This is a genomic window from Planococcus salinarum (assembly GCF_007004625.1).
GTDB lineage: Bacteria > Bacillota > Bacilli > Bacillales_A > Planococcaceae > Planococcus > Planococcus salinarum.
Genome location: NZ_VIFV01000031.1, coordinates 17,428 through 34,817, shown reverse-complemented (window position 1 = coordinate 34,817; position 17,390 = coordinate 17,428). Strand labels below are relative to the sequence as shown.

At 45.8% G+C, this 17,390-nt stretch carries 28 protein-coding genes; 1 reads left to right on the top strand and 27 read right to left on the bottom strand.

Translation table 11 applies throughout. From position 1 onward, the window contains the following. The 3 genes from DIJ65_RS14120 to DIJ65_RS14110 all read right to left on the bottom strand — a co-directional run. A partial coding sequence (locus DIJ65_RS14120; RefSeq protein ID WP_260678708.1) for a reverse transcriptase domain-containing protein occupies window positions 1-466 on the bottom strand: 466 nt, incomplete at its 3' end. Window positions 467-1,007: 541 nt separating this feature from the next. Beyond that, the gene (locus DIJ65_RS14115) at window positions 1,008-1,694 is read right to left on the bottom strand and encodes a KinB-signaling pathway activation protein (protein ID WP_117303287.1); all 687 of its coding nucleotides are present in this window, start codon (window positions 1,692-1,694) and stop codon (window positions 1,008-1,010) included. 168 nt (window positions 1,695-1,862) lie between these two features. Continuing rightward, window positions 1,863-2,930, bottom strand: coding sequence for an Mrp/NBP35 family ATP-binding protein (locus DIJ65_RS14110; RefSeq protein WP_117303285.1), 1,068 nt, complete (start codon window positions 2,928-2,930; stop codon window positions 1,863-1,865). Window positions 2,931-3,032: 102 nt separating this feature from the next. On the opposite strand from DIJ65_RS14110, the gene DIJ65_RS14105 reads away from it, so the two are divergent. After that, the gene (locus DIJ65_RS14105) at window positions 3,033-3,518 is read left to right on the top strand and encodes a hypothetical protein (protein WP_117303283.1); all 486 of its coding nucleotides are present in this window, start codon (window positions 3,033-3,035) and stop codon (window positions 3,516-3,518) included. A gap of 48 nt (window positions 3,519-3,566) precedes the next feature. Here DIJ65_RS14105 and rpsI read toward each other — a convergent pair whose 3' ends face one another. The 24 genes from rpsI to rplN form a co-directional block, all read right to left on the bottom strand. Then, on the bottom strand, window positions 3,567-3,959 hold the full coding sequence (gene rpsI, locus DIJ65_RS14100; protein WP_117303281.1) for a 30S ribosomal protein S9: 393 nt from the start codon (window positions 3,957-3,959) through the stop codon (window positions 3,567-3,569). Window positions 3,960-3,988: 29 nt separating this feature from the next. Then, window positions 3,989-4,426, bottom strand: coding sequence for a 50S ribosomal protein L13 (gene rplM / locus DIJ65_RS14095; RefSeq protein ID WP_117303279.1), 438 nt, complete (start codon window positions 4,424-4,426; stop codon window positions 3,989-3,991). Window positions 4,427-4,620: 194 nt separating this feature from the next. Then, window positions 4,621-5,364 carry a tRNA pseudouridine(38-40) synthase TruA gene (truA, locus tag DIJ65_RS14090; protein WP_117303277.1) on the bottom strand — a complete coding sequence of 248 codons (744 nt, stop codon included), beginning with the start codon at window positions 5,362-5,364 and terminating at the stop codon, window positions 4,621-4,623. 11 nt (window positions 5,365-5,375) lie between these two features. Beyond that, window positions 5,376-6,173, bottom strand: coding sequence for an energy-coupling factor transporter transmembrane component T family protein (locus tag DIJ65_RS14085; protein WP_117303276.1), 798 nt, complete (start codon window positions 6,171-6,173; stop codon window positions 5,376-5,378). Next, window positions 6,170-7,045, bottom strand: coding sequence for an energy-coupling factor ABC transporter ATP-binding protein (locus DIJ65_RS14080; protein ID WP_117303274.1), 876 nt, complete (start codon window positions 7,043-7,045; stop codon window positions 6,170-6,172). Before DIJ65_RS14080 ends, DIJ65_RS14085 begins: the two co-directional genes overlap by 4 nt. Next, complete coding sequence (locus tag DIJ65_RS14075) at window positions 7,021-7,869, bottom strand: energy-coupling factor ABC transporter ATP-binding protein (protein ID WP_117303272.1); 849 nt, start codon at window positions 7,867-7,869, stop codon at window positions 7,021-7,023. The genes DIJ65_RS14080 and DIJ65_RS14075 overlap by 25 nt, the downstream gene beginning before the upstream one ends. Window positions 7,870-8,181: 312 nt before the next feature. Continuing rightward, window positions 8,182-8,556: a 50S ribosomal protein L17 gene (gene rplQ / locus DIJ65_RS14070; protein ID WP_117303271.1), complete on the bottom strand. Its 375-nt coding sequence runs from the start codon at window positions 8,554-8,556 to the stop codon at window positions 8,182-8,184. 45 nt (window positions 8,557-8,601) lie between these two features. After that, a complete protein-coding gene (locus DIJ65_RS14065; RefSeq protein ID WP_117303269.1) occupies window positions 8,602-9,546 on the bottom strand; it encodes a DNA-directed RNA polymerase subunit alpha in 945 nt (314 codons plus the stop codon). Between the two features lie 128 nt (window positions 9,547-9,674). Continuing rightward, entirely contained in the window at window positions 9,675-10,064 is a 390-nt protein-coding gene (rpsK, locus tag DIJ65_RS14060) for a 30S ribosomal protein S11 (RefSeq protein ID WP_008497448.1), read from the bottom strand. Window positions 10,065-10,089: 25 nt separating this feature from the next. Further along, entirely contained in the window at window positions 10,090-10,455 is a 366-nt protein-coding gene (gene rpsM, locus DIJ65_RS14055) for a 30S ribosomal protein S13 (RefSeq protein WP_117303267.1), read from the bottom strand. Between the two features lie 24 nt (window positions 10,456-10,479). Continuing rightward, complete coding sequence (rpmJ, locus tag DIJ65_RS14050; protein WP_006828951.1) at window positions 10,480-10,593, bottom strand: 50S ribosomal protein L36; 114 nt, start codon at window positions 10,591-10,593, stop codon at window positions 10,480-10,482. 37 nt (window positions 10,594-10,630) lie between these two features. Continuing rightward, window positions 10,631-10,849 (bottom strand): translation initiation factor IF-1, encoded by a 219-nt coding sequence (gene infA, locus DIJ65_RS14045; RefSeq protein WP_006828950.1) that lies wholly within the window; start codon window positions 10,847-10,849, stop codon window positions 10,631-10,633. A 417-nt stretch (window positions 10,850-11,266) separates the two neighbouring features. After that, complete coding sequence (locus tag DIJ65_RS14040) at window positions 11,267-11,920, bottom strand: adenylate kinase (RefSeq protein WP_117303265.1); 654 nt, start codon at window positions 11,918-11,920, stop codon at window positions 11,267-11,269. 59 nt (window positions 11,921-11,979) lie between these two features. Next, a complete protein-coding gene (secY, locus tag DIJ65_RS14035) occupies window positions 11,980-13,275 on the bottom strand; it encodes a preprotein translocase subunit SecY (protein WP_117303264.1) in 1,296 nt (431 codons plus the stop codon). Beyond that, window positions 13,275-13,715: a 50S ribosomal protein L15 gene (rplO, locus tag DIJ65_RS14030; protein ID WP_117303262.1), complete on the bottom strand. Its 441-nt coding sequence runs from the start codon at window positions 13,713-13,715 to the stop codon at window positions 13,275-13,277. Before rplO ends, secY begins: the two co-directional genes overlap by 1 nt. Before the next feature lie 33 nt (window positions 13,716-13,748). Continuing rightward, a complete protein-coding gene (rpmD, locus tag DIJ65_RS14025) occupies window positions 13,749-13,931 on the bottom strand; it encodes a 50S ribosomal protein L30 (RefSeq protein WP_117303261.1) in 183 nt (60 codons plus the stop codon). A 13-nt stretch (window positions 13,932-13,944) separates the two neighbouring features. Next, window positions 13,945-14,445 carry a 30S ribosomal protein S5 gene (rpsE, locus tag DIJ65_RS14020; protein ID WP_117303259.1) on the bottom strand — a complete coding sequence of 167 codons (501 nt, stop codon included), beginning with the start codon at window positions 14,443-14,445 and terminating at the stop codon, window positions 13,945-13,947. A gap of 20 nt (window positions 14,446-14,465) precedes the next feature. Further along, window positions 14,466-14,828, bottom strand: a complete 363-nt coding sequence (rplR, locus tag DIJ65_RS14015) for a 50S ribosomal protein L18 (RefSeq protein WP_117303258.1) — start codon at window positions 14,826-14,828, stop codon at window positions 14,466-14,468. A gap of 33 nt (window positions 14,829-14,861) precedes the next feature. Beyond that, the gene (rplF, locus tag DIJ65_RS14010) at window positions 14,862-15,401 is read right to left on the bottom strand and encodes a 50S ribosomal protein L6 (RefSeq protein ID WP_117303256.1); all 540 of its coding nucleotides are present in this window, start codon (window positions 15,399-15,401) and stop codon (window positions 14,862-14,864) included. Between the two features lie 30 nt (window positions 15,402-15,431). Continuing rightward, window positions 15,432-15,830 (bottom strand): 30S ribosomal protein S8, encoded by a 399-nt coding sequence (gene rpsH / locus DIJ65_RS14005; protein ID WP_112224772.1) that lies wholly within the window; start codon window positions 15,828-15,830, stop codon window positions 15,432-15,434. Window positions 15,831-15,859: 29 nt separating this feature from the next. Beyond that, window positions 15,860-16,045 carry a 30S ribosomal protein S14 gene (rpsN, locus tag DIJ65_RS14000; RefSeq protein WP_084242180.1) on the bottom strand — a complete coding sequence of 62 codons (186 nt, stop codon included), beginning with the start codon at window positions 16,043-16,045 and terminating at the stop codon, window positions 15,860-15,862. Window positions 16,046-16,064: 19 nt separating this feature from the next. Continuing rightward, a complete protein-coding gene (gene rplE, locus DIJ65_RS13995; RefSeq protein ID WP_006828940.1) occupies window positions 16,065-16,604 on the bottom strand; it encodes a 50S ribosomal protein L5 in 540 nt (179 codons plus the stop codon). Between the two features lie 27 nt (window positions 16,605-16,631). Next, complete coding sequence (gene rplX, locus DIJ65_RS13990; RefSeq protein ID WP_117303255.1) at window positions 16,632-16,943, bottom strand: 50S ribosomal protein L24; 312 nt, start codon at window positions 16,941-16,943, stop codon at window positions 16,632-16,634. Between the two features lie 35 nt (window positions 16,944-16,978). Next, window positions 16,979-17,347 carry a 50S ribosomal protein L14 gene (rplN, locus tag DIJ65_RS13985; protein ID WP_033542790.1) on the bottom strand — a complete coding sequence of 123 codons (369 nt, stop codon included), beginning with the start codon at window positions 17,345-17,347 and terminating at the stop codon, window positions 16,979-16,981. Window positions 17,348-17,390: the final 43 nt, after the last annotated feature.

Here is a 17,390-nt window from a genome sequence, read left to right as displayed (position 1 = left end):
CGATGATTCGCATGAGCTTATCATGGTTGACCGTATCGAAGAATCTTTCCAGGTCAATGTCCACGACCCAGTCGTATCCGTCATTCAGAAATTCTAGGCTTTGGATAATCGCCATCTCGCAACTTCTGTTGGGTCTGAAACCGTAACTGAAATCACTGAACTGTTTTTCGAATATCGGACTGAGCACTTGATGAATCGCCTGTTGAACGACCCGGTCCACAACTGTTGGTATGCCCAATTTGCGCATCTTGCCATTCTCTTTTGGGATCTCCACTCGTAAGGCAGCCTGTGGCTGGTACTTTCTCGTTCGGATGCGCTGGCGCAATTCATCCTTATGCTCTTTCAGGTATTCCTTGAGTTCGTCGACCGTTATCCCGTCGACCCCGCTTGCCCCTTTATTTCGGTAAACACGCAAGTAGGCTTCATTCATATTCTGGTTACTTAGAATCTGTTCTAAAAGGTCCATACTCGTTTCTCCTTTCCATTCGCGTAGTAAGCGATAGCTCCATTTGGGGTTGTCCTTTGAGATACGCTCATACTTTCACCCGTAACACATTCGGAGTTCATCCCTTACGCACTCGCGGCGTTGAAACACTATAAATTGTTCCGCCCTTCACGAATTCCTTCGCTACTATGGCTTCAGCTGACTTCTTGCGGCTAACCTTTTCCGACTGCACGTCAGTGCATCCGCAAGACCTCCCAGGGTAAGACAACGATCTTTCCTCTTTTACTCGCCTGATTTACCCAACAAAGTTACGCACATCTTTTGGACTTCGACTTGTTATGGAGCCTTATCCCTTTGAAGAGCCTTCGTATCAGATTTCTGTTCGTCGAGCCAAGATTTTATTCCACGCTTCCTCCAGCCCTTACCTCACGATAAGCACCTTGCGCTTCCTTAGTGGTTGGTCGATGTGTACCCCCACAGTGGACTTTCACCACCTAGATAGTTGCCATGCCTGGCACACATAAAAAAAAATGCCCGCTTCCTCAGCGGGCATTTCAAAATCCTACGTTTTTTTTACAGCCGGTTTAACATTTTCTCTCCGGGCCGCGCGGCGCTCTTCAAGTTTTTGCCGGTCTTCATCAGACTTGGCATTATATTTCGGCAGCACCAAAAGCTGATATGCATTTACAGCAAGGAACGGAAACAGCAGCAAGGTTACCCAGCTGTCGGCATTCCCTGCCTGAACCATCAACGCTGGAAGCCATTCCAGTGAAGTGACTGCAATCATAAAGAACAAAGCGGAGATGAATGTCGACTTCGTGGTCCACTTCGCTTTGAAATAAGCTGTCACCAGTCCCGTCCCGATAAGTACGGCCAGGAGTCCTGCATACAGCCAGCCCTGTGCAGCTGTTTCGGCATTCGGCATAAAGCGGAACACAATCAAATCAAAAATCACTATGGCAATGATCAGCAGCTGCACCCAGTTCCACAAAGTCAGCGTCCGGAACATATTGATTCCGAATTGATGGATTGTCAAATAAGCGAAAAAGCCCATTTGCGCAATCAGGCTCATGGTCATCCCGACCACTACCAGCCAGACAAAACCGGCAATGAACTCACCCCATGCCCCATTTTCGAATGGCGCTGCGAAAACATCATTCCATCGTATGAATAACCCGAGTATCCCGGTAACCGCTCCACCTATCAGTAATGCATTTATAAAGAATTTTACCCAATTTCGTATTGTCACATTAATGCCTCCGTTATTTGAAGTTCTTTAAAGATTGTACCAATCGCAAAGTTAAAAATCCATAAACGAAACTGCCGACATGTGAACAAAACTTGAAGTCACAAAAACTGTTCGGCGTTTCGGCACAATTGAAAACCCGGAAACCAGCGAATGGTTTCCGGGTTCGAATTATTGTCTCTTTGCTGCAAACTGTTTCAGAATGCTCTCTGCGATCTCTCCATACAGTTTACCTGTTGGATGATCTTCAAGATAGACGGAAGGCGCAAAATCCGCTTCATTCCAATCAGGCTGGCCAAGAGGAATCTGTCCGAGCAGCGGCACTTGCAATTCTTCTGCAAGCTTTGGTCCGCCGCCTTGTCCGAAGAGATATTCCTTCTTGCCGGTTTCTTTGCTTTCATACCACGACATGTTTTCAATAACACCCAGCACTTCGTGGTCTGTCTGCAACGCCATCGCCCCCGCTCTTGCCGCTACGAAAGCAGCGGTCGGGTGAGGAGTCGTTACAACGATCTCTTTGGAAGCCGGCAGCATCTGGTGAATATCAAGCGCGACATCCCCGGTGCCCGGTGGCAAGTCCAATAGAAGATAATCCAGATCGCCCCACTCCACATCGCGGAAGAATTGATCAAGCACTTTGCCCAGCATTGGTCCACGCCATACAACCGGCATGTTCTCTTCGACGAAGAAGCCCATCGAAATGACTTTGACGCCAAAACGTTCAACCGGAATAATGGTATCGCCGCGCACGACCGGCGTTTTTTCAATCCCCATCATATCCGGAACACTGAATCCGTAAATATCCGCATCGATCAATCCGACTTTTTTGCCCAGGCGAGCCAGTGCAATCGCCAGGTTGACAGAAACAGTCGATTTCCCGACGCCGCCTTTACCACTTGCAATCGAAATGAATTCGACTTTATTCATCGGAGACAGCAGATCCTGTGCTTCGGATTCATTCGCCGTTCCGCGGAACTTGGCCATCGCTTCCGGAGCCAACTCCTCGAAACGGATGCCGACAGAGTCCGCTCCTGCACCTTTCAGGATTTCAACCACTTTCATCTGTAATTGCATTTGTTCCGGTGTATTCACTTTGGCAATCGCCAATTTCACGCTGACGTGATTTTTTTCTTCTTTAATTTTTACAGAGGTGATGCCATCTGTCTCTGCCAGCGATCTATGTAAAAACGGATCTTGCACTTCTCCGAGTAATTCGCGAACTTGTACTTCAGTCAACATATATATACACTCCTTATCACTTTTGCTCAACGTAAAGTATAACATAGCGGTAATTATTTTAAATCAATTCTGTCTTTTTGGTAGAAAAGCGACAGCGAAGAGGTGGCCCAAGATTTATGGGCCCATCTCTTTGCGACGAAGCAGCGCAGCGATTCAGGAGCAGCCTTTATCCTACAGCAGCTGATCTGGACACAGAAAAGCGGAAACAGCCGTTCAGCTCCGACAAGCGTAAGACAGTCTGGCGAAGTGGCATGGTTTCAGCCGCGCAGCCAGAATGGCTTACGACTCGAGGAGTTGGCTGTTGGAGTCTGGACACAGAAAAGCGGAAACAGCCGTTCAGCTCCGACAAGCGTAAGACAGTCTGGCGAAGCGGCATGGTTTCAGCCGCACAGCCAGAATGGCTTACGACTCGAGGAGTTGGCTGTTGGAGTCTGGACACAGAAAAGCGGAAACAGCCGTTCAGCTCCGACAAGCGTAAGACAGTCTGGCGAAGCGGCATGGTTTCAGCCGCACAGCCAGAATGGCTTACGACTCGAGGAGTTGGCTGTTGGAGTCTGGACACAGAAAAGCGAAAAAGCCCCTTTATGAAAAATAAATAAAACCCCTTTCTCCAAAGAGAAAGGGGTTTTAAGAATATTAACGTTTCGAGAACTGTGGTGCACGACGAGCTGAACGCAAACCTGGTTTCTTACGTTCTTTCATGCGTGGGTCACGAGTAAGCAATCCAGCAGATTTAAGTGCTGGACGGAAAGCAGGGTCTACAGTTAGTAGAGCGCGTGCAATTCCGTGGCGTACTGCTCCAGCTTGACCTGTGAAGCCTCCGCCTCTTACGTTTACAAGAACATCATAGCTTCCAAGAGTTTCAGTAGCTACTAGTGGTTGTTTGATGATTTGCTCAAGAGTTTCGTATGGAACGTAATCCGATACGTCACGGTTGTTGATTGTAATTGTGCCGTCTCCTGGAATTAACCGGACGCGGGCTGTTGAATTTTTACGGCGACCTGTACCTAAATATTGAACTTGTGCCAAAGGTGTATCCTCCTCTAATTTACTGATTATTAGCCGCGAAGTTGGTAAACTTCCGGTTGTTGTGCCTGGTGATTATGTTCCGGTCCTGCATATACGTGAAGTTTCTTGAAAGTTTGGCGTCCAAGAGAGTTTTTAGGAAGCATCCCTTTGACAGCCAATTCAAGCATTTTTGTTGGGTATTTCGTGCGCATTTCAAGTGCAGTACGCTGCTTCAACCCGCCAGTGAATTGTGTGTGGCGATAGTAGATCTTGTCTGTAAGCTTTTTCCCTGTAAGGTGGATCTTGTCAGCGTTGATGATGATTACGTGATCACCAGTGTCAACGTTTGGTGTGAATGTTGGTTTGTATTTCCCGCGTAAGATTGAAGCGACTTCAGAAGCTAAACGTCCAAGAGTTTGCCCTTCTGCATCGACAACCAACCATTTACGCTCTACTTCGTGACCTTTAGCCATGAATGTTGTACGCATGTATATTGTCCTCCTAATAAATCGTCTCGTTTGAAATTAAAAATACAGTGTTCCGCTGTTCCGTTTTTTCGTTATCCCTAGCACAAATAACCTTCCGGGGCATATCGTGGGGGTAATGAAAATACCATACATCATGTTATAACGCCAGCGCCAAAAAGTCAAGCGTTTTTCTAAAAACACCAGGATTGGTTGCTTCAGTTTTCATACTCGACGTTTTCGAGGTATAAGCCATGCGCTGCAGCGGTCTTTCCGGCCGCTCCCCGATCCGCTGAACGGATAATCTCCGCTAACTCTTCCGGTGCCCGTTTGCCGATGCCCACTTCAAATAAGGTGCCGGCAATGATGCGTACCATATTGTAAAGAAAACCTGATCCTTCGATGACCATATGCAATTCTTCCCCGTGTTCTTCAAAATCCAGCCGCCGGATCGTCCGCACTTTGTCGACCACCCCTGTATTCGCAGCACAGAAACTGGAAAAATCATGGGTGCCTAAAATCGCTTTTCCCGCTTTCCGCATCGCAGCGACATCGGGGCGTTGCTTCAGGTGAACCATATAATGCCTTGTGAAGGGACTGATGATTTTGCTTCGGTCCCATTTATAGCGATAGGTTTTCCCGGTCGTATGGTAACGTGCGTGGAACCCGGCTGGCGCCTCTTCAATAGCCAGGACACGAATATCTTCCGGCAACAGCACATTCAATGCCTTAAGCCATCCTTCGACCGGAATGCTGAAATCGGTATCAAAATGGATGACCTGCCCCGTAGCATGGACTTTCGCATCTGTCCGCCCGCTTGCCACCACCGGGACATCCCGTCCCTTATGGATGTTCTTCAGCACCTTCATCAATTCAATTTGAACCGTCCGCGATTCCGGCTGTATTTGATAGCCCGCAAATCCCGAGCCATCATAAGCGATGACCGCTTTCATTCGTTTCATATATTCTCTCCTTATGTCCGGAAATACCACAATATCGCCGTCAGACCTGCGAGCAGCACCAAACTGAGGGTGTCCGCTATCCGCCAATTCAATTGGCGGTAGCGCGTTCGCCCTTCTCCACCGCGGTAGCCCCTGACTTCCATGGCAGTCGCCAGATCTTCAGCACGCTTAAAGGCGCTGACAAACAGCGGGATTAAGAGCGGAACAACTGCTTTGACCCGTTCTTTCATCGGACCCGACCCAATGTCGGAACCACGGGCCATCTGCGCTTTCAGGATTTTGCCGGTTTCATCCATCAGTGTCGGGATAAAGCGCAGTGAAATCGACATCATCAACGCCAGCTCATGCACAGGCAATTTAATTTTTTTAAAAGGTCCCAGCAGAATCTCAATGCCGTCCGTTATGGAAATAGGTGAAGTCGTCAGCGTCAGGATACTGGTTATGAATACCAGCACGAGAAATCTGGTGGAGATGAAAATCCCCTGCCGCAACCCTTCCTCGTATATGTCTATCACCCAAATACTGAGTAACAGATCCCCTTCCCTCGTAAAGAAGAGATGCAGGAAAAATGTAAATACCAGGAGAATAAAGACCGGTTTTAATCCGTTTATCAAAAAATACAGCCGGATTTTCGACAGGAATACGACCAACAATGTAAAGCCAAGCAATATAGCATAACCTATCGCATTATTCGCTACAAAAACAATTGCGATGAACAGAAAGACAAAAAGAATTTTTGCCCGCGGGTCCATCCGGTGGACCAATGAATCGCCAGGAATGAATCGGCCAAAAATCATTTTTTCCATCATAAAGAACCACGTCCTTCTTCTGCCAGGGCCAATGCAATATTCTTCGCCAGCGTCTCTTCAGTCAACGAGATACTTTCCAGCTTTAAACCCGTTCGTTCTTCGAAGTCACGCTGCAGCCTGATGCTGCGTGGGGCCTGGAGACGGTAATCGCCCAATTGCTCTTCGTTTGAAAAGATTTCCTTCGGTTCGCCCGTAACCATGCAACGCCCCTTGTGCATGATAGCCACCCGGTCGGCGTATCTGGCCGCATCTTCCATGCTGTGGGTAACCAACACTGTGGTCAGGTTTTTGGTTACGTGCAGCTCATGGAACAGGTCCATGATTTCCCTGCGTCCCCTCGGATCCAGACCGGCCGTCGGTTCATCCAGCACCAGAACTTTCGGCTCCATCGCCAATACACCCGCAATTGCAACACGGCGCATTTGACCGCCAGACAAATCGAAAGGCGACTTTTCCAACACCTCATCAGGCAGTCCCAGCTGTACCACCAGCTCTCTCGCCCGCCGTTCGGCCTCTTCTTCAGGAACGCCAAAATTCAGCGGACCGAACATAATGTCTTTCAACACCGTTTCATCAAAAAGCTGCTGCTCGGGAAACTGGAAGACAATCCCCACCTGACGCCGGATGCTGCGAAGGTCCTTCGCTTTTACACCCGCTTCAATCTTACGTTCCCCGATCATGACAACGCCCTCAGTGGGTTTTAAAAGGGCATTCAAATGTTGCAGCACTGTCGACTTGCCGGAACCGGTATGACCGATGATCGCTGTATAGGAACCGGAAGGAATATGAAGGTTAACATCCGTTAAAGCCCTTTTTTCAAATGGCGTATTCTCAGCATAACTATAGCCTACGCCTTCGAGTAAAATTTCCACAGTTCATCCACCAACTCATCATCTGTCATATGTTCTTCTTGAAGATTTACTCCCGCTTCCTGCAATAAATGGGTCATGCGCATTGCAAATGGCAGATCCAGGCCCATTTCCGTCAATTCATTGCCGCGTTTAAAAACATCCGTGGGCGAGCCTTCCACATGCTTCCGCCCCTGGTTCATCACAATGATACGCTCAGCAAGGGCCGCTTCTTCCAAATCATGCGTAATGGAGATTACCGTCAAACCGGTCGACTCCCGTAAGCGGCGTATTGTTTCAATGACTTCCGTGCGTCCCTGAGGATCGAGCATGGATGTCGCTTCGTCGAGGATCAACAGTTTCGGCCGCATAGCCAGTGCACCCGCTATCGCCACGCGTTGTTTCTGTCCACCGGATAAATGATGGGGTTCATGGTCTTTATAATCTTCCATCTTCACCTGGCTGAGCGCCTCGTGAACCCGTTCCACCATGATCTCATGCGGAACACCGTTGTTTTCCAAAGCGAACGCTACATCATCCTGCACCGTTGCACCGACAAATTGATTGTCGGGGTTTTGAAAAACCATTCCCATTTGCGATCTGATTTCCCATAAAGTCTCTTCAGTCATCGCTTGGCCCATGACCTTCACATTTCCCTCTCCCGGAAAAAGCAGGCCATTCATTAGTTTCGCTATCGTGGATTTCCCGGAACCATTATGGCCGACCAAGGCAATCCATTCTCCCTGCTGAATAGAAAAAGATACATTTGCCACAGCTGGCCGCACTTTTTCGTCTTCTGCATTATATGTGAATGTCACGTTTTCAAATGACAAAATTCCCGAATTCACTTAACCAAACCTCCTACAGCTCAACTCATCTCTACTCTACTCGGTAGAACAAGCATATGTAAAATAAATAAAAAAAAGCGCGCACCTCATTCAGAGAAATGCGCTTTTCTGTCTCTATGGCGCCCCGGGTGCTTAAGCCGGGGTTGAATGAGGTGCGTAGAGCTAGACAAGACGCCGCCTGTAAGGGCTCGCTCATCATAACACTCAGCTTTTCATAAATGTCGTATAAATCATTATGCTAAAAGAAGAGGGCGTGAACCCTCTTCAGATGAATCAATTTCACCGAAGCAAAACGGACTCAGAAGATGAAAATTAAACTAACTCGATAATTACGATTGGTGCGCCATCTCCGCGACGAGGCCCCATTTTCATGATGCGCGTGTAGCCGCCTTGACGATCTGCATAACGTGGTGCAACATTATCAAACAATTTTTGCAAAGCAAAGATCGTGTTTTCGTTGCCTTCTTCATCAGCAGTAGTCACTAGTTCACGACGGATGTATGCTGCAGCTTTACGGCGAGCATGAATATCCCCACGTTTACCAAGTGTGATCATTTTTTCAACAGTCGAACGCACTTCTTTCGCACGAGCTTCAGTCGTTTGAATGCGTTCGTGTACGATTAAGTCTGTTGTAAGGTCACGCAAAAGCGCCTTACGTTGAGAACTTGTACGTTGAAGCTTTCTCATTGAAGTTTCCCTCCTTTGTTAAATAGTTCGGATCCGATTGTGAAATCAGTCTTCTTTGCGAAGGCCCAATCCCAAATCTTCCAGCTTCACTTTGACTTCTTCAAGTGATTTACGTCCAAGGTTACGTACTTTCATCATGTCGTCTTCCGACTTGCTCGCCAGTTCGTGTACCGTATTGATACCCGCACGCTTCAAGCAGTTGTAAGAACGGACTGAAAGATCCAGCTCTTCGATGGTCATCTCCAAGACTTTCTCTTTTTGGTCTTCTTCTTTTTCAACCATGATTTCAGCAGTTTGTGCCTCATCCGTCAATCCTACGAAGATGTTCAAATGCTCAGTAAAGATTTTTGCTCCAAGCGCAATTGCCTCTTTTGGACCGATGCTTCCATCTGTCCAGACATCAAGTGAAAGTTTATCGAAATGTGCCAGTTGGCCCACACGGGTATTTTCAACCTGGTAATTGACGCGAGAAACTGGAGTATAAATAGAATCAATCGGGATAACGCCAATTGGAAGATCTTCACGTTTGTTCTGATCAGCACGAGCGTATCCACGGCCTCTGTTAGCGTACATACGCATACGTAAATGGCCGCCTTTAGCGATTGTTGCAATATATAGATCCGGATTCAGAATTTCTACATCACTGTCGTGTGTAATATCTGCAGCCGTAACCGTTCCATCACCTTTTACATCAATTTCAATGACTTTTTCTTCGTCAGAGTAAATTTTCAGAGCCAGTTTCTTAATATTCAAGATGACTGATGCTACATCTTCCTCTACACCTTCAACAGTGGAGAATTCATGCAATACACCATCAATTTGAATTGAAGTAACAGCAGCGCCTGGTAAAGATGAAAGTAAGATTCGACGTAAGGAGTTTCCTAAAGTGGTACCATATCCACGCTCAAGAGGTTCAATAACAAATTTGCCGAATTTGGCATTGCTATCGATCTCAACCGTTTCAATCTTTGGTTTTTCTATTTCGAGCATTCATTTTACCCTCCTTCACAACGTCGGTATTTTCGTTAAACCAAGAATTCGATAGTCACAGACTTTCGCAACGATTCAGAACACATTCAGTAAGTCGTGATGTTCAAAAATCCTATTCAAATTAACGATTATACGCGACGGCGTTTTGGCGGACGGCAACCGTTGTGTGGAACTGGAGTTACATCTTTGATAGCTGTAACTTCTAGTCCGGCAGCTTGAAGTGCGCGGATAGCGGCTTCGCGACCTGAACCAGGACCTTTAACTGTAACTTCCAAAGTTTTAAGGCCGTGTTCAATCGAAGTTTTGGCAGCAGCTTCTGCAGCCATTTGAGCAGCGAAAGGTGTGGATTTACGTGAACCTCTAAATCCTAGAGCACCTGCGCTTGACCAAGATACTGCGTTACCTTGCATATCTGTAATCGTAACGATTGTGTTGTTGAATGTTGAGCGGATGTGAGCAATACCGGATTCGATATTCTTTTTCACACGACGCTTACGAGTTTGTTGTTTACGTGCCATGTTAAGAAGCAACCTCCTTTACTGATTATTTTTTCTTGTTCGCAACTGTTTTACGAGGACCTTTACGCGTACGCGCATTGTTCTTCGTATTTTGACCGCGTACAGGTAGTCCACGACGGTGGCGGATACCCCGGAAGCTAGCAATTTCCATCAAGCGTTTGATGTTCATTGATACTTCACGGCGAAGGTCACCTTCGATTTTGTATTGATCCAATTGTTCACGGATATTGTTCAACTCATCTTCTGTAAGATCACGAACTCGTGTATCTTCAGAGATACCAGCAGAAGAAAGAACTTTCTGGGCAGTTGTTTTGCCAACACCGAAAATGTAAGTTAATGAAATAATTACGCGTTTGTCGCGCGGAATGTCAACACCAGCAATACGTGCCATGTGTTCGATGCACCTCCTTCAATATTAGCCTTGTCTTTGTTTGTGTTTCGGATTTTCACAGATTACCATGACTTTTCCGTTTCTGCGAATAACTTTACATTTTTCGCAGATCGGTTTCACAGATGGTCTCACTTTCATCTAACCCAACCTCCTTAGTAGTCCGGAGTGCAAAAGATTATTTAAAACGGTATGTGATACGACCGCGTGTTAAATCGTAAGGAGAAAGTTCTACTGTCACTTTATCTCCTGGCAGAATGCGGATAAAATGCATGCGGATCTTGCCGGATACATGCGCAAGAATCGTATGGCCATTTTCCAATTCTACTTTAAACATCGCGTTAGGCAAAGTCTCAACGACTGTTCCTTCGATTTCAATTACATCGTCTTTCGCCATCGACCCAGTCTCCCTTCTGTATACAAGTCAGCCCTCATCTTCAAACAGTAATTGCTGATTGAATAATTGTTTTCTATTCATTCACCAGGATTGCATGAGTGACATATAAAAGACATCTTCCGAGTTCCGCTTCCTGCGACTTTGCAGGTTGTGGGTTATCCGGTCAAGCCCTTCAGCCTCACGTATCCTCGAGCGCCCGGACTGCTTAGGATGAGTTCCAAACCCGTTACACAGATGCTTCCACGAAACCCATTATACTATTTCCAGTGCTGAATTGCACGATTCAGACCAGGTCTGGTGCAAACGGCACCGGCTTTCATATAATAAGGCATCAAGCTTTTGCAGCTCTCGAAAATTCATATCTCCGGTGCTCCTTAAAGCCGCATGGAGGCAACTAACTGCGCCCGGCGCCGGGAATTATCCTCGGTCGCCCTTTAGAAGAGCATCAATGTCAGCAAATACTTTTTGAATGTCCTGCTGTCCATTTATATTTTCCAGCACGCCTTTGCTTCCGTAAAAGTCAAGCAGCGGCTGGGTTTGTTCCATGTTAACTTCTAAACGATTCTTAACGGTTTCGGGCTTGTCATCTTCACGCTGGTAGAGTTCTCCACCATCTTTGTCACAAACGCCTGCAACTTGCGGCGGATTGAAGACAGTATGGTAAGCAGTTCCACAAATTTTACAGATCCAGCGGCCGGTCAACCGTGCAATCAGTTCATCTTGTTCAACTTTAATGTTTACGACATGCTCGATTCTTTTGCCGAGATCGGCAAGAAGAGATTCTAGAGCTTCAGCTTGAGGGACTGTTCTGGGAAAGCCATCTAAAAGAAAGCCATCTTCACAATCCGCTTTGCTAAGGCGCTCACGGACGATACCAATAGTCACTTCATCAGGCACCAATGCACCTTGATCCATGAACGATTTTGCTTTCAAGCCCAGTTCCGTGCCATCCTTGATGGCTGCACGAAACATATCACCTGTAGAAATATGAGGGATGTCGTACTTCTCAACAATTTTGTCTGCTTGAGTGCCTTTGCCGGCACCAGGCAGACCCATTAACACGATATTCATACGGAGTGCCCCCTCAGACAAGCGGATAAGGAACGTTCTCACGTTCCCACCAAAATATCTTATTTCATAAAGCCTTTGTAATGACGTTTTACAAGCTGCGATTCCAATTGTTTCATTGTTTCAAGCGCTACCCCTACTACGATCAATAGGCTGGTACCACCGATTTGTGCTGATTGCGGCAAGCCCGCAACATTGATGAAGAAAATCGGCAGAACAGAAATGACTGCAAGGAAGATAGCTCCGACGAATGTCAATCGGTAAAGCACACTTGTTAGATAATCCTGTGTATTTTTACCCGGCCGGATTCCCGGGATGTAAGCCCCCTGCTTTTTCAGGTTGTCCGATACGTTTTCAGGATTAACCTGAATGAATGCGTAGAAATACGTGAATGCAATAATCAGGGCGACATAAATGATCATGCCGACAGGTTGAGTGTAATCAAACGTATTCTGAACCGCATCTGTAAACGCATTGGCTCCGAAGAAAGAAGCAATGGTTTGAGGCGTAATGATAAACGCTACTGCAAAGATTACCGGGATAACTCCGGCCGCGTTTACTTTTAAAGGTAAATGCGTTTGCTGTCCACCAGTCGACTGGCCACGGCCAGCAACACGTTTTGCATATTGAATCGGTATTTTACGCAGCGCTTGCTGAACATAAATTACCAAAACAGTAATAGCGATAACAGCTAGTGCAAGCAAAGCCATGATGGCAATATTGATCGGAAGCTGATCGCCAGCTCCCTGGATCTGCTGTGCATATAGTTGGTTAATTGCTCCTGGTACTGCAGCGACAATCCCTGCGAAGATGATAATCGAAATACCGTTCCCCACACCTTTTGCCGTAATCTGCTCACCAAGCCACAGTAGAAACGCCGTACCCCCGGTTAAAACGATTGCAATAACAACGTAAGTTGAAACTGTATCGTTTTGGATCAATGATCCTCCATACATTTGGTTAAATCCGTAAGACATACCAATTGCCTGGATGAAGGCAAGAGCGATTGTGAAGTAGCGAGTGAATTGCGCAAGTTTCCGTCTTCCGACTTCTCCTTGTTTCGCCCACTCAGCAAATTTCGGTACAACATCCATCTGCAATAATTGCACAATGATTGATGCTGTAATGTATGGCATGATCCCCATTGCTAAAATCGAAAAGTTAGCAAGAGCGCCTCCACCGAAAGTATTTAAGAATCCGATCAGACCCATCTGATCAGTTGCCTGCAAAACTGTTGCATCGACATTTGGTACTGGAACAAAAGTTCCGATACGGAAAATGACGAGCATCAGTAATGTAAAGATGATTTTATTTCGAATATCAGTCACGCGCATAAAATTAGAGATTGTCTGAAACATTAAAGCACCTCTGCTTGTCCACCGGCAGCTTCAATCGCTTCTTTAGCTGATCCAGAGAATTTGTGAGCTTTAACATTCAATTTTTTGTCCACACTACCGTTGCCGAGAATTTTGATTCCGCTTCTTTCGTTGCTGACAAAACCTGATTCAATAAGCAATGCAGGTGTAATTTCTGTGCCCTCATCAAAACGGTTCAATACATCCAAGTTCACGATTGCATAGTCTTTACGGTTGATGTTTGTAAATCCACGTTTTGGCAAACGACGGAATAATGGGTTTTGGCCACCCTCAAATCCAGGACGAACTCCGCCGCCTGAACGAGCATTTTGACCTTTATGACCTTTACCTGCTGTTTTACCAGTACCTGAACCGATACCGCGTCCGACGCGCTTTCTTGAGCTGCGTGAACCTTCTGCTGGTTTTAATTCATGAAGTTTCATTTGGTTGGCACCTCCTTCTATAGAAATCAGGGATTAAACTTCTTTAATAGTTACTAAGTGAGCAACTTTATCAAGCATACCGCGAATAGCGGCATTGTCTTGGTGCTCAACTGTTTGATGCATTTTGCGCAATCCTAGAGACTGGACAGTTTTACGTTGTGGCGGTTTAGCACCGATCACAGATTTTGTGAGGGTAATTTCTAGTTTAGTAGCCATGTATTTTCCCTCCTTAGCTGAATAGCTCTTCTGTAGTTTTACCGCGAAGTTTTGCAACTTCATCAGCACTTTTCAGTTGAGTTAATCCGTTAATTGTAGCACGCACCATGTTGATTGGTGTGTTAGAACCAAGAGATTTAGACAAAATGTCTTGAACTCCTGCAAGCTCAAGTACCGCACGGACTGGTCCGCCGGCAATTACACCAGTACCAGGTGAAGCAGGTTTGATAAGGATCTGGCCTGCACCAAAACGTCCTGTTACCAGATGTGGAGTTGTACCTTTAACCATAGGTACTTCAATCAGGTTTTTCTTCGCATCTTCAATAGCTTTACGGATTGCATCTGGAACTTCTTGTGCTTTCCCAGTACCAAATCCGACTACACCATTTTTGTCGCCTACAACAACTAATGCGGAGAAACGGAAACGACGTCCACCTTTTACAACTTTCGCTACGCGGTTAATCGTAACTACGCGTTCTTCAAGTTCAAGTTTGTTTGGATCAATACGACGCATGAAATGTGTCCCTCCTTCTTTTAAAATTCTAAACCATTTTCACGTGCTGCTTCTGCTAGAGCTTTGACACGTCCATGATATAAATAACCACCGCGGTCGAAAACAACCGATTTCAACCCTTTTTCAGTAGCTTTTTTAGCGATTGTTTCGCCGACTTTTGATGCTGCATCCACGTTGCCAGTCACATCTCCGGAGAAATCTTTGTCCATTGATGATGCGCTTGCAAGTGTAATACCATTCGTATCGTCGATCAATTGAGCGTAAATGTATTTATTTGAACGGAATACGTTTAAACGTGGGCGTTCTGCTGTACCCGTAATTTTTGAACGTACGCGTGCATGACGTTTTTTGCGAGATGCATTTTTATCGAGTTTCGTAATCACTGAGGTCACTCCTTTCAGCCTGCCTAAGCAGCATTATTTACCTGTTTTACCTTCTTTGCGACGAACTTTTTCGCCTTCGTAACGAATCCCTTTGCCTTTATATGGCTCTGGTGGACGCGTAGCGCGGATGTTTGAAGCAAGAGCTCCAACACGTTCTTTGTTGATACCTTTTACGATAACTTTCGTATTCGCTGGAACTTCAACTTCAACGCCCTCTTCCGGAGTAAATTCAACCGGGTGAGAGTAACCTACGTTAAGAACCAATTTCTTGCCTTGCATTTGAGCACGGTACCCGACACCCACTAGTTCAAGCGTGCGCTCGAATCCTTGTGAAACACCAGTAACCATGTTCGCCAGCAATGCTCGGCTTGTTCCGTGGTTTGTGCGATGATCTTTCGAATCAGAAGGACGTGTCAAAGTTAACACGTTATCTTCTAAAGAAATAGTAATATCTTGGTTAAATGTGCGAGACAACTCGCCTTTAGGTCCTTTGACTGTTACTTCGTTCTTGTCTCCAAGAGTGATCGTAACGTCAGATGGTACCTCGATGGGTTTTTTACCTACACGTGACATTCTTTTGCACCTCCATTCGTTTGTTGCTTATTACCAAACGTATGCTATGATTTCTCCGCCGATTTGTTTCGCGCGGGCTTCTTTATCAGTTACCAAACCTTGTGATGTAGATACTAAAGCGATCCCTAGACCGTTTAGTACGCGTGGCACCTCGTCAGTTTTAGCGTATACACGCAATCCTGGTTTTGAAATACGTTTCAATCCAGTAATAACGCGTTCGTTGTTCGATCCATATTTCAAGAAAATCCGGATCATGCCTTGTTTGTCATCTTCAACATATTCTACGTCACGAACGAAACCTTCACGCTTAAGAATTTCAGCGATGTCTTTTTTCACATTTGAAGCCGGAAGCTCCAATTTCTCGTGACGAACCATATTTGCATTTCGAATGCGTGTCAGCATATCTGCAATCGGATCAGTCATTGTCATTACATTTACCTCCTTCCCAAATTAGGGGATTACCAGCTGGCTTTTTTAACGCCAGGAATTTGTCCCACATATGCAAGTTCACGGAAACAAATACGGCAAAGTTTAAATTTGCGTATTACAGAATGCGGACGTCCGCATCGTTCACAGCGTGTGTACTCTTGTACTTTAAACTTTGGCGTGCGTTTTTGTTTTGCGATCATAGATTTTTTAGCCACGTTTACGCCTCCCTCACGTTTACTTTTGGAACGGCATTCCGAATTGTGTCAATAACTCACGAGCTTCTTCATCAGAGTTCGCAGTTGTTACAATTACGATATCCATCCCGCGTACTTTCGAAACTTTATCATAATCGATTTCAGGGAAGATCAATTGTTCTTTCACACCAAGTGTGTAGTTTCCGCGGCCGTCGAATGATTTATTCGAAACCCCACGGAAGTCACGTACACGTGGAAGCGAGATAGCAATCAATTTATCCAGGAAGTCATACATACGCTCTCCGCGCAGTGTCACTTTACATCCGATTGGCATACCTTCACGAAGACGGAAGCCAGCGATAGATTTCTTAGCTTTTGTGATTACTGGTTTTTGGCCAGTAATAGTCTGCAATTCTTCAACAGCTGAATCAAGTGATTTAGTGTTTTGTACTGCTTCGCCGACACCCATGTTAATAACGATCTTATTAACTTCTGGAGCCTGCATTACCGATTTATATTCAAACTTGCTCACTAGAGCAGGAGTGATTTCATTCACATATTTTTCTTTTAGGCGGTTCATGTGTGTACCTCCCTTCATTCAAGAGTTTTAGTTGTCTAATTTTTCACCGGATTTTTTTGCAACACGAACTTTTTTACCATCTTCAACCTTGTATCCAACACGAGTCGGTTCACCTGATTTAGGATCAAGCAGCATTACGTTTGAAACGTGGATGGCTGCTTCCTGGCTGACAATTCCGCCTTGCGGGCTTGCCTGGTTCGGTTTTGTATGCTTCTTGATGATATTGATACCTTCAACAAGTACACGGTCTTTTTTAGGTAAAGCAGTCAAAACAACGCCTGTTTTGCCTTTGTCTTTGCCTGAGATTACCTTAACTTTATCACCTTTTTTAACATGCATTCTGTCGCACCTCCTTGGTATGGCACATTGATTTATTAAAGAACTTCAGGAGCAAGTGAAACGATTTTCATGAAGTTGTTGTCACGAAGTTCACGTGCAACAGGTCCGAAAATACGAGTTCCGCGTGGACCTTTGTCGTCACGGATAATGACGCATGCGTTCTCATCAAATTTGATATAAGTACCGTCTTTACGGCGAGCCCCGCTTTTCGTGCGAACGATAACAGCCTTAACGACTTCACCCTTCTTAACAACGCCACCTGGTGTTGCTTTTTTCACGGTACAAACGATTACGTCACCGATGTTTGCTGTCTTGCGACCAGAACCACCAAGTACTTTAATCGTTAGTACTTCACGAGCACCCGAGTTGTCTGCAACTTTTAAACGACTTTCCTGTTGGATCACTTAGGTAACCTCCCTCCGGAATTTCTTAAGTTCCGAAATTATT